Source organism: Micromonospora sp. MH99, assembly GCF_021442385.1.
Lineage (GTDB): Bacteria > Actinomycetota > Actinomycetes > Mycobacteriales > Micromonosporaceae > Micromonospora.
On sequence record NZ_MUZA01000005.1, the window covers coordinates 135359 to 150357 of the forward strand.

Genomic DNA, 14999 nt, shown 5'->3' on the forward strand with positions numbered 1-14999 from the left:
CAGCGTCGATTTGGACAACCTGGCCGAGCGCACCGGCATCCGGGTCGAGTTCTACGACCCCCTCGGCACCCGCTACGGGTTCCCCACCTTCCCCTACCACTGCGCACCCACCGGCCTGGCCACCCTGCGGCAACTCCGCGCCGCCGGCCTCCGACCTGGAGGGCATGACCCGGTCGCGCAGATCTATTGGCGGCACCACTCCAACCGGCGGGTCGCCTACCTCTACCGCCTTGACCTCGCCGCACCGAAGCGCACCGCCACGCCCGCCCAGCGGGAGGCCATCGCGAAAGCCCTGCTCGCCCGCCGGACCTGCCGGCACTGCGGACAGGTGAAGCCCTACTACATCCCCCGCCGCTACGGCTGCTGCCTCGACTGCCACGGAGGCCACTAATGCCCGCTAACGCTCCGGCCAGCGCCGGCACCCGTCTGGAGGGCCTGGTCCTGGTCCTCATCCTCATCGTCGTCGGCGGCTCCGCCGGGGCCGCCTCGTTCACCCACGTCCACGACTGGACCATGGCCAACAGCCCCGAGAACACCCCGGGATGGTTCGGCTGGGCCAACGCCGTCATCTCCGAACTCGTCCCCATCGCCGCCCTACTCACCATCCGCCGACGCCGCCGGACCGGCGCTCCCATCGGCTACCCGATGGTCCTGCTCATCGCCGCCGCCGGCCTCTCCCTCGCCGCGCAACTCGCCGTTGCCAAGCCCGGCCCGTCCGGGTGGCTCCTGTCCGCCGTTCCCGCGCTGGCGTTCATGGCCCTGGTCAAACTCGTCCTCGCCCCCGCAAAGGCGGGAACCACCGCCGCCGCACCGACCCCCGCGCCGGTCGAGCCGATCCGGGTCCAGGTGGCCGAGCAGGTCACCACCGAACCCCCGGCCGCCATCACCCACGCGCCGGCCGTCACGCCGGAACCCGTCACCGTGCCGGCCTCGGAGCCGGTCGACGTCCCCACCCACCTGCTGCCCACCGCCCGTTTCGCGGCCGTGCAGCACGAACAGGCCACCGGCCACCCCATCACGCCGGACGAACTGGCCGACCGGCTCGACATCACCCCGGCCGTCGCCGGACAACTCCTGACCACCATCAGCGGCGGTATCCGATGACCATCGTCTTGGTCGATATCGAGCAGGTCACCCACACCTGCCCCGCCTACCCCGGCCCGCACCCCTTCGACACTCGCCGGACCGTCGTCGACGTCATCCCCGGCGGACCCTGCCGGGCACCGGTCACCATCCGCTGCGGCGACACCACCGTCACAATTCCGTGCCGCCGGCACGAACCGGCCAAGCGCCAATGCGGCGCCTGCCGAGTCATCGTCACCGAACACACCATCACCACCCGCCACCTCGACGAGGTCGGCGGCTGATGGCCTCGACGCTGGACCTCACACCCCGAGCCTCGGCCCGGGGTGTGGGCTCGAACGCCGACACCATCGCGCCCGTCTACGACTACACCGCCGAAGGTTCCGCCTTTCACCGCGCCACTCAGCCGGACTACTTCGGGTGGCTGGAACACGTCCGCGCTGCCGCCGGCTGCACCCGCCCTATCCGCCTCGCCGGCAGCCTCTACACCGTCGAGCAGGGCACCGGACGGGTCCTGGACCAGCGGCACACCGACGCCATGCCCGACGCCGCGATCTACACCGCCTGCGGCAACCGCCGGTCAAGGGTCTGCCCCTCGTGCGCGCAGACCTACCAACGCGACGCCTTCCAACTGCTTCGCGCCGGACTCGTCGGCGGCAAGGGCATCCCCGACACGGTTGCCTCGCACCCCGCCGTGTTCGCCACGTTCACCGCACCATCGTTCGGGACCGTGCACGCACGGGTGGTCAAGCGCCACACCTGCCGCAACCGCCGCCGCTGCGACTGCCGCGCCGAACCCTGCCACGCCCGCCGCGACACCGGCCTCTGCCCCCACGGTCGTCCCGCCGTGTGCTGGGCACGCCACGAAGCCACAGACACCGCACTCGGGCATCCCCTGTGCCTGGACTGCTACGACCACGACCACCAGGTCGTCTGGAACATCTTCTCCGGCGAACTGTGGCACCGCACCAAACAAGCCGCGGAACGATGGCTCGCCACACTCGCCCGCCGCCGAGGCATTCCCCGCGTCGAGATAGTCACCGCCTCCGGCAACACCCGCAAGATCCCGCCGGTCCGGCTCTCACCCGGCAAGGTCGCCGAACTCCAAGCACGCGGAGCGGTCCACTTCCACGCCATTGCCCGCCTCGACGGCGTCGACGGCCAGGACCCCAACGCCGTCGTACCCCCACCCGCCGGATTCGGCGTCGACGAGCTGGTCGACACGCTCCGGCACGCCGCCCGACACGTCACCTTCCACACCCCCACCCACCCGGACCGGCCCGAGGGCTGGCCGATCACCTGGGGCGAGCAGGTCGACCTGGAACCCATCGCCGCCGACGGCACAGGCGAGGTCACTGACGGGATGGTCGCGGGTTACCTTGCCAAGTACGCCACCAAGAGCACCGAGGCCACCGGGCACACCTCAACCCGCCTGACCGCCGACACCATCGGCGACTACGCCAACCCCGACGGCGACCACACCGCCCGCCTCATCGACGCCTGCTGGCGCATCGGCCGACCCACCAGCACACCCATACCCCTGTCTGAGCGGCCCCGGGAACCACGGCCACGGCCCGGCTTCGTCGACCGCTGGGAATGCCCCGACTGCGGGACCCGCACCCGCTACCCCGCCTGCCCCGTCTGCATCGCACACCGTCAAGCCACCCTTGACGCCCAACCGGCCAGCAGACCACAAGCGACCAATCCCTACGCCCGGCTACGTCGATGGGCTCACATGCTCGGCTACGGCGGCCACTTCCTCACCAAAGGCCGCCGCTACTCAGTGACCTTCCAGTTCCTGCGCGACACCCGCGTTGCCTTCCGCCGCCACGAGCACCAGGACCATGCCGACGAGCAGCCCGGCACCCTCCGCGCCGTCGACCACCTCGACGACGACACCACGCTCGTGGTCGGCACCCTCACCTTCGCCGGCGTCGGCTGGCACACATCAGGTGACGCCCTGCTCGCCAACACCGCCGCCGCCCTCGCCCGCGAACGACGAACCACCGGCCGCGAAGAACTCGCCCACCAACTCAGCACCATCCCCGCCGACACCGTGCCGGCTGCTGCCTGACACCTCGCCTACGGGAGACGACATGACCACCGCGCAACCGCTCAAGCTTTGGACCGTCGAAGACGTGTCGGCATACCTCGGCGTCCCGATCCAGACTCTCTACACCTGGCGCAAGCGCCGCATCGGTCCGCCCGCCGGCCGCGTTGGTCGGCATCTGCGCTACGACCCTGACGTGGTGCGGGCGTGGTTCGCCGACCAGTCCAAGGCGGCCTGAGATGGCTCACATCGTCGACCGCTGGTACAAGACGGTTGTCGGCCCGAACGGCAAGTCCCGCCAGGAGCCAAGGCCGGAGTGCGGACAGGGGATGCGCTATCGCGTCCGGTACCTCGCTCCGGACGGCAAGGAGAAGTCGCACTCGTTCCCCGACAAGAAGAAGCGCGAGGCACAGGCGTTCCTTGCCAACGTCCAGGCCGACATCCTCAAGGGCACCTACGTCGACCCCGACGCCGGCCGCACCACCTTCAAGCAGTACGCCGACGAATGGCTTGCCGCCGCGACGACTGACCTACTGACTCGCGACCGGCTTGAGTACGAACTCCGGCTGCACGTGCATCCGGTGCTCGGGCATAGGCCGATCGCGTCGATCCAGCCGGCGACGATCCGAGCATGGGCGCGTGGGATGCAGGAGAAGGGACTGTCCGCCGGTTACCGCCGCGTTCTGTTCAGCGACGTGTCGATGATTCTAAACGCCGCTGTAGACGACAAGAAGATCGTCAGCAATCCGTTTGCCGCCAAGAGCATCCAAAGACCCCGGCATGTCCCCACTAAGGTCCAGCCGTGGTTAGTCGACAGGCTCACCGCGTTCCGCGCGAAACTGCCGGACCGCTACCGAGTCACCGTCGACCTGGGCGCAGGTTGCGGACTGCGGCAAGGAGAGATTTTCGGCGCAAGCCCTGAAGACCTGGACGCGACCCGGCCAATCTTGCGAGTCGTCCGTCAGATCAAGCTCGTGCGCGGCGTCCTCATCTTCGCCCCGCCCAAGGGCGGCAAGACGCGGGAGGTTCCCCTCCCAGCCTCCGTAGCTCGCCGCCTGGGCGACCACGCCCAGCGGTACCCGCCTGTAGAGGTCACCTTGCCATGGGGCTCCCCCACTGGCGACCCCATGACCGTCATGCTCTACCTGACGACTGCTGACGGCTTGCCGCTCAGCCGTTCGAAATTCAACCCCGGCGTCTGGAAGCCCGCAATCCGTGCCACGGGCGTTCCCGACGACCGCCACAACGGCATGCACGTTTTGCGACACACCTATGCCTCGGTGCTTCTGGACGCCGGAGAGAGCATCAAGGCCCTGTCGATGTACCTCGGTCACGCTGACCCGGGATTCACCCTGCGGATCTACACGCACCTTCTGCCGACCAGCGAGGACCGTACGCGCCGAGCCATCGATGCGGCCTTCGGTGAGGACCCATCAGATGCGGACGGCCCGGATGCCGTTGACGGCCTGGAGACGGCATGATCATGGTTCAGTGGCCCTCTAGGCGACCTGGGGCGCAGGTCAGGGCACCTGCGCCCGTCACTTGGCGTTGAAGTAGCTCGCTTCCGGGTGGTGGACCACGATGGCATCGGTGGCCTGCTCCGGCATCAGCTGGAACTCCTCGGACAGCTCCACGCCGATCCGCTCCGACCCCAGCAGCTCCACGATCTTCGCCCGGTCCTCCAGGTCGGGGCACGCCGGGTAGCCGAACGCGTACCGGCAGCCCCGGTAGTCGTTGCGCAGGATGCCGGCCAGGTCCGTCGGGTCGTCGTGGCCCAGCGGACGCCCGTCGGGCAGGGTCAGCTCGGCGCGGATGCGCCGGTGCCAGTACTCGGCCAGGGCCTCGGTGAGCTGCACGGACAGCCCGTGCACCTCCAGGTAGTCGCGGTACTCGTTGCGGGCGAACAGCTTCGCCGCGTACTCGCTGACGGGTTGCCCGACGGTGACCAGTTGCAGCGCGACCACATCGAGCTGGTCGCCCTTGGGCTTGAAGAAGTCGGCCAGGCAGAGCCGTCGCTCCTGGCGCTGGCGGGGGAAGGAGAACCGGGCGCGCTCCGCGTGCCCGTTCTCGTCGAGCACCACCAGGTCATTGCCTTCGGAGTACGCGGGGAAGTAGCCGTACACCACAGCCGCTTCGAGGATCTGGTCGGCGATCAGCCGGTCCAGCCAGTACCGCAGGCGCGGGCGACCCTCGGTCTCCACCAGCTCGTCGTACGACGGGCCGTTGCCGCCGCGGGCGCCGTTGAGCCCCCACTGCCCGCGGAACGTGGCCCGCTCGTCGAGCAGCGCCGCGTAGTCGGCCATCGGCACACCCTTGACCACCCGGGTGCCGAAGAACGGTGGGGCGGGCACCTCCACGTCCAGCGCCACATCGGAGCGGACCGACGAGTCGTGCAGCTCCGGCAGGGACTCGGTGACCATGGACCGCTGCCGTTCCCGGCGGGCACGACGGGCCGCCAGGGCCGCTTCGCGCTCCGGGTCGATGACCGGGGCGCCTCCGCGCTTGGCCGTCATCACCTTGTCCATCAGGGACAGACCTTCGAACGCGTCCCGCGCGTAGTGCACCTGCCCGGGGAACATCGACCGCAGGTCGTCCTCGACGTACGCGCGGGTCAGCGCCGCCCCGCCGAGCAGGACCGGCCAGCGCTCCGCGACCCCGCGCGTGGCCATCTCGGCCAGGTTTTCCTTCATGATGACTGTGCTCTTGACCAGCAGCCCGGACATGCCGATCGCGTCGGCGCGGTGCTGCTCGGCGGCGTCGAGGATGGCGCTGATCGGCTGCTTGATACCGATGTTGACGACCTCGTAGCCGTTGTTGGACAGGATGATGTCCACGAGGTTCTTGCCGATGTCGTGCACGTCGCCGCGCACGGTGGCCAGCACGATCCGGCCCTTGCCGCCGTCCTCGGTGGTTTCCATGTGCGGCTCCAGGTACGCCACAGCGGTCTTCATCACCTCGGCGGACTGGAGCACGAACGGCAGCTGCATCTGCCCGGAGCCGAACAGCTCACCGACGACCTTCATGCCGTCCAGCAGGATGTCGTTGATGATCGACAGCGGGGACCGGCCGCCGGCCATCGCCTCGTCCAAGTCGGCCTCCAGGCCGTTGCGCTCACCGTCGATGATGCGCCGCTTGAGCCGCTCGTCCAGCGGAAGCGCCGCCAGCTCCTGCGCCCGGGTGGCCCGCGCGCTGGTCACGTCGACGCCCTCGAAGAGCTCCAGGAAGCGCTGCACCGGGTCGTACCCCTCGCGACGCCTGTCGTAGACCAGGTCCAGCGCGACCTCGCGCTGCTCGTCGGGGATCTTCGACATCGGCAGGATCTTGCTGGCGTGCACGATTGCCGACGTCAGGCCGGCCTGCACGCACTCGTGCAGGAACACCGAGTTGAGCACCTGGCGGGCCGCCGGGTTGAGGCCGAAGGAGATGTTCGAGATGCCCAGGGTGAAGTTGACCCCCGGGTAGCGGGTGGAGATCTCCCGGATCGCCTCGATCGTCTCGAGGCCGTCGCGGCGGGTCTCCTCCTGACCGGTGGCGATGGGGAACGTCAGCGCGTCGATCAGGATGTCGGCGCGGTCCATGCCCCACCGGCCGGTCAGGTCGTCGATCAGCCGCGCCGCGACCCGGACCTTCCACTCCTTCGTACGCGCCTGGCCCTCCTCGTCGATGAGCAGCGCCACCACGGCGGCGCCGTGCTCGCGCACGACAGGCATCACCCGCGCGTAGCGGGAGTCGGGGCCGTCGCCGTCCTCGAAGTTCACCGAGTTGACCACGCAGCGGCCGCCGAGCATCTCCAACCCGGCCTCCACCACGTTCGGCTCGGTGGAGTCCAGCATGATCGGCAGGGTGGACGCGGTGGCGAACCGGCCGGCCAGCTCGCGCATGTCCTGGGTGCCGTCGCGGCCGACGTAGTCCACGCACAGGTCCAGCAGGTGCGAACCGTCGCGCGCCTGGCTGCGGGCGATCTCCACACAGGCCCGCCAGTCACCGGCGAGCATCGCCTCCCGGAACGCCTTGGAACCGTTGGCGTTGGTCCGCTCCCCCACCATCAGCACCGACGCGTCCTGAGCGAACGGCACCGGGTGGTAGACCGACGAGACACCCGCCTCGTGCTGGGGCTCGCGCGTCGGGGCGGTGACGCCGTGCAGACGCTCGGCCAGCACCCGGATGTGCTCCGGCGTGGTGCCGCAGCAGCCGCCGACGAGCCCCACGCCGTACTCGGTGATGAACCGTTCCAGGGCCTCGGCCATCTCCACGGGACTCAGCGGGAAGTGCGCGCCGTCGGCGGTCAGCACCGGCAGGCCGGCGTTCGGCATCACCGACACCGGGATGCGGGAGTGCTGCGACAGGTAGCGCAGGTGCTCACTCATCTCGGCCGGGCCGGTGGAGCAGTTGAGGCCGATCAGGTCCACCCCGAGCGGCTCGATCGCCGCCAGGGCCGCGCCGATCTCGCTGCCCACCAGCATCGTGCCGGTGGTCTCCACCGACACCTGACAGATGATCGGCACCTGCCGGCCCAGCTCGGCCATCGCCCGCTTCGACCCGACGACCGCCGCCTTGACCTGCAACAGGTCCTGGCAGGTCTCGATGATCAGAGCGTCCGCGCCGCCGACGATCAGACCGGCGGCGTTCTCCTGGTAGGCGTCGCGCAGGGTCGCGTAGCCGGCGTGCCCGAGGGTCGGCAACTTGGTGCCCGGCCCCATCGAACCCAGCACGAACCGGGGCCGGGCCGGGGTGCTGGCCGCGTCGGCCGCCTCCCGGGCGATCCGGGCGCCGGCCTCGGCCAGCTCCCGGATGCGGTGCGGGATGTCGTACTCACCGAGGTTGGCCAGGTTGGCGCCGAAGGTGTTGGTCTCCACGCAGTCCGCGCCGGCGGCCAGATAGGCGTCGTGCACCCCCCGCACCACGTCGGGACGGGTCACGTTGAGGATCTCGTTGCACCCTTCGAGCCCGTCGAAGTCGTCGAGCGTGAGGTCAGCGGCCTGCAACATCGTGCCCATCGCCCCGTCGGCGATGAGGATCCGATCGGCCAGCACATCAAGCAACGAAGTCCGCACCCGTTCAGGTTAGTGCGGTCCTGCGCGAACCCGAGCGCCGTCCGGGCCCGATCCCATATTGTGTCGGGCGGATCACGCTGTCCGGTTCGCCGCCGTATGCCCGGTCGTGGACCGGGCGGACCGGCGCGGCCGACGGGCCGCATCCCTGCCCGGCACGTAGGCTGGCGGACGTGAAGGACAACAGGGACGCCACCGTGCACCACGGCCCGACGACCGGGCGCGGTCCCGGTGTCGGCCGCGACGAGCAGGGTGAGGTGACGGCGTGACCGAGTTCGACGGACTGCCGGTACTGCGGTCCCCCGTGGCCATTGCCGCATTCGAGGGCTGGAACGACGCCGCCGACGCGTCCACCGCGGCCGTCGAGCACCTGGAACAGGTCTGGAACGCGCGGCAGATCGCCGAGCTGGACCCGGAGGACTTCTACGACTTCCAGGTCAGCCGGCCCACCATCACCATGGCCGACGGGGAGACCCGCCGGGTGGAGTGGCCGACGACCCGGTTCATGGTCGCGAGCCCCGAGGGCACCGAGCGCGACGTGGTGCTGATCCGGGGCATCGAGCCGAGCATGCGGTGGCGGACGTTCTGCGAGCAGGTTCTGGAGATCTGCCACAGCCTGGAGGTGGAACGGGTGGTGCTGCTCGGCGCGTTGCTGGCCGACGTGCCGTACACCCGGCCGTTGCCGATCAGCGGCAGCGCCTCCGACGCGCAGGCCGCGGAGCGCTACCAGCTCACCCCGACCCGCTACGACGGGCCGACCGGCATCGTCGGCGTGCTGCACGACGCCTGCGCCCGCGCCGAGGTCGACGCGGTGTCGTTCTGGGTGCACGTGCCGCACTACGCCAACAACCCGCCCTGCCCCAAGGCCACCCTCGCGCTGCTGCACCGGGTCGAGGAGGTCGTCGACCTGCCGGTGCCGATGGCCGACCTGGCCGAGGAGTCCGCCGAGTGGGAGCAGCGGGTGCGCAGCGCCGCCGAGCAGGACGCCGAGCTGGGCGAGTACGTCCGCGAGCTGGAGGAACGGGTCGGCGATGAGGGCATCACCCCGTTGACCGGCGACGAGATCGCGCAGGAGTTCGAGAAGTACCTGCGGCGTCGGGGCGGTTCGGCAGGCCCCACCGCCGGCTCCTGGTAGCACCGTTCACGGCGGGCCCTCGGACCTTTTGTGGTCCGGGGGCCCGTTTTGGCGTGTCCGGGGTGGCGTCGTCACACCCTCTAAGGCATCCTAGGAACCTAGATGTGATCAAGGAGGCGGGTGTGCAGATCAACCCCGGCGCGGCCGAGTTCCCCCACCGGCAGATCGCCGCGCAGCTCAAGGCCCAGGTCCGCCGCGGTGACTGGGCGCCTGGCGAACGCCTACCGTCCATCCCGGCCATCGCCGAGATGTTCGGCGTCGCCAAGCAGACCGTGCAACGCGCCGTCGACCAGCTGCGGGTCGAGGGCATCCTGATCACCAAACCCGGCTCCGGTACGTACGTCCGGGGCACCCGGCGCCGACTCAACCGGCTCTCCCGGGGCCGGTACGGCGGTTTCCGGGGCTATCACACGGACCTCGCCGCCCGGTATCGCCAACAACTCGTCTCCGTCGGCCGCGCCCCCGCGCCCGCCGAGGTCGCCGACGCGTTCGGCGTCTCCGACGGCACGGACCTGCTCTGCCGCCGCCACCTCGTGCGCACCGACGACTCCCCCGTCGAGGTGGGCGCCTCCTGGTTCCTGCCCGCCGACACCGCCGGCACCTCGCTGGAGCGCGCCGAGGCGTTCGGCCGGCCGCTCTACCAGGAGGCCGAGGAGGCCACCGGCCGGCGGTACGTCTCGGCCACCGACACGATCAGCGCCCGCCAGCCCAGCCGGGAAGAGGCCGAGACCCTCCAGATCCGGCCCGACACTCCGGTCCTGCACCTGCTGCACGTCGCGTACGACGCGAATCGCAAGCCCATCGAGGTGGCCCAGGCGACCTGGCCCGGCCCGATGACCACCCTCACCGAGGAGTACAAGATCCCCGGCCCAACCCCCGACCCGGAGCCCGACCCCGGCCTGGTCCTGGGCTGACCCTGCTCCCACCCCCCGCACCCGCACCGCCCCGCCCCGCCGATCTTGCACTTTCTGTCGCCACTTTGCCCCGATAGGCAACCTTCGTCACGACAGCAAGTGCAAGATCGACGCAGAGGTGTGGCGGTCGCGTCATCGATCATGGAGTTGTGGTGCCTCGCATAGCGGGCACAGCACCGCACACCGGCCACCACAACTCCATGATCGACGCCCGGTGGGCGTGCGAGGCGCCCCACGGGCGTGCGAGGCGCCCCACGGGCGTGCGAGGCGCCCCAAGGGCGTGCGAGGCGCCCCAAGGGCGTGCGAGGCGCCCCACGGGCGTGCGAGGGCTCGCGGGGGCGGGCTGCTGTTAGAGGTGGATGCCCAGGAGGGCATCGACCGTCTTGGCGAAGAGGGCCGGCGCTTCGGTGTCGTCCGTGGCGCCGGACAGGGTCGCGTCGGCCCAGCGGTCGGCAACGGCCAGGGCGCCCGGGGTGTCCAGGTCGTCGGCCAGGCGCTCGCGTACCCCGGCCAGCAGCTCGGCCCCGGACGGCCCGGCGGGCGCGGCGGCGGCCCGCCGCCAGCGGTCCAGGCGCTCCTGCGCGGCCGTGAGCAGCTCGTCGGTCCACGTGCGGTCGCCGCGGTAGTGCCCGGAGATCAACGCCAGCCGGATCGCCATCGGGTCGACCTTGTCGGCGCGCAGCCGGGACACGAAGACCAGGTTGCCGCGCGACTTGGACATCTTCTCGCCGTCCAGGCCGATCATCCCCGCGTGGACGTAGTGCTCGGCGAACGGCGCCTGGCCGGTGAGCCGCTCGGCGTGCGCGGCGGACGCCTCGTGGTGCGGGAACAGCAGGTCGTTGCCGCCGCCCTGCACGTCGATCCGGTCGCCGAGCAGGTTCAGCGCGATGACCGCGCACTCGATGTGCCAACCGGGGCGGCCCGGGCCCAGCTCCCCGCCCGGCCAGGACGGCTCACCCTCGCGGGCGCCACGCCACAGCAGCGGGTCGAGGGGGTCGCGCTTGCCGGCGCGGTCCGGGTCACCGCCGCGCTCGGGGAAGATCTCCAGCATCTGCTCGCGGGTCAGGTTGGACTCGTAGCCGAACCGGCCGGTGGCGGAGATGTCGAAGTAGACGTCGCCGGTGCCGTCGTCGAGCCGGTACGCGGCGCCGTCCTTGAGCAGCACCTCGACCTTGTCGGCGATGTCCGGGATCGACTCGACGGCGCCCACGTAGTGCTCCGGCGGGATGATCCGCAGCGCCTCCATGTCCTCGCGGAACAGCGCCGTCTCCCGCATCGCCAGGACCACCCAGTCCTCGCCGTCGCGGGCGGCCCGCTCCAGCAGCGGGTCGTCGATGTCGGTGACGTTCTGCACGTAGCGAACGGGGCGGCCGGCGTCCCGCCACATCCGCTGCACCAGGTCGAACGTGATCATGGTGGCGGCGTGGCCGAGGTGCGTCGCGTCGTACGGGGTGATGCCGCAGACGTACATGCTTCCCGCGTCGGCCGGCTCGCTCGGGTGGACACCCTGCCGCGCCGAGTCGTACAACGCCAGCGGCTCGCCCCTGCCCGGCAGCCGTGGCACCTCGTGTCCCGCCCAAGACTCCATGGCTTCAGCCTAACCAGCCCTCAGGCGGCACCGGGCCGCCCCACGGGTGATCAAGATGACAGCGGGTCACATGGGCGGCCAGGGCACCGCCGGCCAGTCCTCCGGCGGCTGCGGGAAGCGCCCGGTCTTGCGCAGGACGTCGATGCGAGAGGCCAACTCGGCGATCTCGCTGATCGTCAGGTGATCGGCCAACTCGTCGCCGAGCGCCCCGGCGACCTGCCCGGCGAGCCCGTCGAGCATTTCCACGGCGTCCGGCGGCAACTGCTTGCCCGCCCAGCCCCACAGCACCGTCCGCAGCTTGCCCTCGACGTGGAAGCTCACCCCGTGGTCCACGCCGTAGATCCGGTCGTCCGAGCCGACCAGCACGTGGCCGCCCTTGCGGTCCGCGTTGTTGATCACCGCGTCGAGCACCGCGAGACGGGCCAGCCGCGGGTCGTCGGCGTGGGCGAGGGCGTACGCGACGCCGTCGTCGTCCCGCGCCGCCGCGATGGGGTGCCAGCGGGGCGGCAACTCGTCGGCCGGCACGAACCCGACGAGCGGCTCGGCGTCGGCCGGCTCGTCGATCCAGAGCTGGCACGAGCCGGGGCCGAACGGCCCGTCGCGCAGCACGGTGGGCGGCACCAGGCCCCAGCCGGTGGCGTCGGAGACCAGGAACGCCGACACCTCCCGCCCGGCGAGGGTGCCGTCCGGGAAGTCCCACAGCGGCCGCTCGCCGCGCACGGGCTTGTAGACACAGCGGGCCGTGACGCCGTCGAGGGTCAGGATGCCCCGCAGGGTGGTGTTCGACGCGTCGACCAGCCGGCCCTCCAGGTCGAGCGTGCCGTCGCGCAGCAGCCGCAGCGCGGCGTCACCGTCGCGTAGGGGTTCGAGGCCGGACAAGGTCACCGGTGGTAACCGTTGTGCCGCGGGCACAGGTGCCCGGCGGGATCCAACGGCTGGCCGCACAGGGGGCACGGCGGCCGGCCCGCGTTGACCACGCGCCGGGCCCGCTCGATGAACTGGCGGGTGGCCTGGGGGGTGAGCCGGACCCGGAGCCGGTCCAGGTCCTCGTCCGGCTCCTCGTCCTCGTCCTCGTCGTCTTCGTCGTCCTCGTCGCCCAGCTCGACCTCGGGCTCCACCTCGCCGGCGGCGATCGCCTCGATCACCACGGTCGCGGTGTCCACGTCGAAGGCCAGCCCGAGGGTCCCGACCCGGAACTCCTCGTCGACCGGAGTGTCCAGCGGCTCGTTGTCGCCGATCACCGGCGCCAGCTCGGGCAGGTCCACCCCGAAGCGACGCTGCGCCTCGGTGAGCAGCTCCTCCAGCTTCTCGGCGAGCAGGGACACCTGGACCTTCTCCAGCGCGACGCTGACCAGCCTGCCGCCGCCGCGGGCCTGCAGGAAGAACGTGCGCTCCCCCGGCGGCCCGACGGTCCCGGCGACGAACCGCTCCGGCGGTTCGAAGGCGTGCACCTGGTGGGTCATACCCACGACCCTATCCGGCCCGCCATGGCATCGCGCACCCCACCGACCCTAATCACCGTGCGGCTCGCCACGCCCGGCGGACCACCCCTCGCACCCGGGCGTGGCGGACGTCGGCTCACCGGCCGGCCCCCGCGCCGCCGCCCACCGGCGCGTCGGAGTCGGCGGCGCTCGCCGCCGCCCGGGTCGCCCGGCGGCGCTTGCGGGGCGGCGGCGCCAGTGCGGCCAGGTCGCCACCGGTGTCGTTGAGCCGCAGCAGGAACGGCCGCAGCGGGGTGTACCGGATCGCCGTCACCGACGCCGGGTCGGCCACGATCCGCTGAAAAAGATCAAGGTGTACGCCGAGCGCGTCGGCCACGATCGCCTTGATCACGTCGCCGTGGCTGCACGCCAGCCAGACCGCCTCCGAGCCGTGCTCGGCAGTGATCCGGGCATCCCAGGTCCGCACCGCCGCGACCGCCCGTGCGGCCATCGCCGCCATCGCCTCACCCTCGGGGAAGACCGCGGCGCTCGGGTGCTGCTGGACGACCGGCCAGAGCGACTCCTTCGCCAGCTTCTTCAGTGGCTGCCCCTCCCAGGCTCCGTAGCCACACTCGATCAACCCGTCCTCCACGATCGGGGCGGCGTCGGGCAGCGCCAGCTCCAGGGTCTGCCGGCACCGGATGAGCGGGCTGGTCACCACCGCGGCCAGCGGCACCCGCCGCAGGCGCTCGCCGACCGCCGCCGCCTGGGCCCGGCCCGTCTCGTCCAACTCGACCGGCTGACGGCCGGCCAGGCCGCCGTCGGCGTTCGCGGTCGTCCGGCCGTGTCGCAGAAGCAGAAGGGTCGCCACGGGGACCACCCTATGACCTGCGCCCGACCGGACGTCGCCGGCGGCGGGGAGCGTGTCCGGGCCGCCGCTGTCGGGCTGGACGAAAAGGGGATGAAGCAGCAGCGTGGCCGTAAAATACGGTATGCCTGGTGTGTCCGGGTCCGCGCTACCGGAGGTGGGGAACGCGATGGGCGACTCGACCTCCGGACAGCAGTCGGACCCGCAGGACGCGTCCCGGGAGTTCCGGTACCCGCTGCTGGTCCTCGCCCTCACCACCGGGATCGCCGGCTTCGTGGACGCCTTCGCGTTCCTGCGCTACGGCGCGTTCGTCGCCAACCAGTCGGGCAACGCCGTCCTGCTCGGCATCGGCCTGGCCGGGCGGCACGCCGCCTGGCCCGAGTCGGCGGCGTCACTGATCGCGTTCGCCGCCGGGACGGGCGTGGTCTCCCAGGTACGGGCGGCGCGGAGCCGATGGTCGCCGTCCTACCGGGGCCTCGGCTGCGCCGTGGTCGCCCTGGCGCTCTGGGCGGTGCTGAACGTCCTGCTGCACTACGGCCGTCACGGCGGGTGGCCACGGATCGCGCTGGCCGCCGCCGGCGGTCTCGCCATGGGCGCCCTGGCGACCCTGTTCGTCCGCACCGCCGGGATCACCACCGCCATCACCTACCAGTCCGGCACGGTGGACAAGATCGGTGAACGCATCGGTCGTTGGTTGGCCGGACCGGACACCGGCAGGAGGCGGGCCCGCCACGGCACCTTCCTCGGGCTCCTGGCCCTGACCTGTTACGCCGCCGGTGGTGGCCTCGGCACGATGGCGCAGGAACAACCCCTCTGGGTGCCGGCGTGGGGAGCGCTGGGCCTGTCCGCCCTCGCGTTCCTGGTCCGCTCCGGACGGGCCCGCACCTGA

General features: G+C 71.3%; 14 protein-coding genes. 9 read left to right on the forward strand and 5 right to left on the reverse strand.

The window, feature by feature from the left end:
* Nucleotides 1–10: 10 nt before the first annotated feature.
* Genes B0E54_RS04635 through B0E54_RS04660 form a run of 6 tightly spaced genes read left to right on the forward strand, consistent with a single transcriptional unit; the run spans nucleotide 11 to nucleotide 4614 of the window.
* On the forward strand, nucleotides 11–391 hold the full coding sequence (locus tag B0E54_RS04635) for an RRQRL motif-containing zinc-binding protein (RefSeq protein WP_234582036.1): 381 nt from the start codon (nucleotides 11–13) through the stop codon (nucleotides 389–391).
* On the forward strand, nucleotides 391–1104 hold the full coding sequence (locus B0E54_RS04640; RefSeq protein WP_234581992.1) for a hypothetical protein: 714 nt from the start codon (nucleotides 391–393) through the stop codon (nucleotides 1102–1104). The genes B0E54_RS04635 and B0E54_RS04640 overlap by 1 nt, the downstream gene beginning before the upstream one ends.
* On the forward strand, nucleotides 1101–1367 hold the full coding sequence (locus tag B0E54_RS04645) for a hypothetical protein (protein WP_234581993.1): 267 nt from the start codon (nucleotides 1101–1103) through the stop codon (nucleotides 1365–1367). The genes B0E54_RS04640 and B0E54_RS04645 overlap by 4 nt, the downstream gene beginning before the upstream one ends.
* Complete coding sequence (locus tag B0E54_RS04650; RefSeq protein ID WP_234581994.1) at nucleotides 1367–3157, forward strand: replication initiator; 1791 nt, start codon at nucleotides 1367–1369, stop codon at nucleotides 3155–3157. The genes B0E54_RS04645 and B0E54_RS04650 overlap by 1 nt, the downstream gene beginning before the upstream one ends.
* Before the next feature lie 22 nt (nucleotides 3158–3179).
* The gene (locus B0E54_RS04655) at nucleotides 3180–3371 is read left to right on the forward strand and encodes a helix-turn-helix domain-containing protein (RefSeq protein ID WP_234581995.1); all 192 of its coding nucleotides are present in this window, start codon (nucleotides 3180–3182) and stop codon (nucleotides 3369–3371) included.
* A gap of 1 nt (nucleotide 3372) precedes the next feature.
* On the forward strand, nucleotides 3373–4614 hold the full coding sequence (locus B0E54_RS04660) for a tyrosine-type recombinase/integrase (protein WP_234581996.1): 1242 nt from the start codon (nucleotides 3373–3375) through the stop codon (nucleotides 4612–4614).
* Nucleotides 4615–4671: 57 nt separating this feature from the next.
* Here the strand turns inward: B0E54_RS04660 and metH are convergent, their stop codons facing one another.
* Nucleotides 4672–8187, reverse strand: coding sequence for a methionine synthase (metH, locus tag B0E54_RS04665; RefSeq protein ID WP_234581997.1), 3516 nt, complete (start codon nucleotides 8185–8187; stop codon nucleotides 4672–4674).
* A 262-nt stretch (nucleotides 8188–8449) separates the two neighbouring features.
* Between metH and B0E54_RS04670 the strand changes: the two genes are divergently transcribed.
* Together B0E54_RS04670 and B0E54_RS04675 are read left to right on the forward strand one after the other, a co-directional pair.
* Entirely contained in the window at nucleotides 8450–9319 is an 870-nt protein-coding gene (locus B0E54_RS04670) for a PAC2 family protein (RefSeq protein WP_007459801.1), read from the forward strand.
* A 122-nt stretch (nucleotides 9320–9441) separates the two neighbouring features.
* On the forward strand, nucleotides 9442–10233 hold the full coding sequence (locus tag B0E54_RS04675) for a GntR family transcriptional regulator (RefSeq protein ID WP_234581998.1): 792 nt from the start codon (nucleotides 9442–9444) through the stop codon (nucleotides 10231–10233).
* Between the two features lie 349 nt (nucleotides 10234–10582).
* Here the strand turns inward: B0E54_RS04675 and mshC are convergent, their stop codons facing one another.
* The 4 genes from mshC to B0E54_RS04695 form a co-directional block, all read right to left on the reverse strand.
* Entirely contained in the window at nucleotides 10583–11821 is a 1239-nt protein-coding gene (gene mshC, locus B0E54_RS04680; RefSeq protein ID WP_234581999.1) for a cysteine--1-D-myo-inosityl 2-amino-2-deoxy-alpha-D-glucopyranoside ligase, read from the reverse strand.
* Nucleotides 11822–11887: 66 nt separating this feature from the next.
* Nucleotides 11888–12706 carry an SCO1664 family protein gene (locus B0E54_RS04685; RefSeq protein ID WP_234582000.1) on the reverse strand — a complete coding sequence of 273 codons (819 nt, stop codon included), beginning with the start codon at nucleotides 12704–12706 and terminating at the stop codon, nucleotides 11888–11890.
* Entirely contained in the window at nucleotides 12703–13284 is a 582-nt protein-coding gene (locus B0E54_RS04690; protein WP_234582001.1) for a DUF3090 domain-containing protein, read from the reverse strand. The genes B0E54_RS04685 and B0E54_RS04690 overlap by 4 nt, the downstream gene beginning before the upstream one ends.
* Before the next feature lie 115 nt (nucleotides 13285–13399).
* Nucleotides 13400–14122, reverse strand: coding sequence for an MSMEG_4193 family putative phosphomutase (locus tag B0E54_RS04695; protein WP_234582002.1), 723 nt, complete (start codon nucleotides 14120–14122; stop codon nucleotides 13400–13402).
* Between the two features lie 157 nt (nucleotides 14123–14279).
* Here B0E54_RS04695 and B0E54_RS04700 point away from each other — a divergent pair, with 157 nt between their 5' ends.
* Nucleotides 14280–14999 carry a YoaK family protein gene (locus B0E54_RS04700; RefSeq protein WP_234582003.1) on the forward strand — a complete coding sequence of 240 codons (720 nt, stop codon included), beginning with the start codon at nucleotides 14280–14282 and terminating at the stop codon, nucleotides 14997–14999.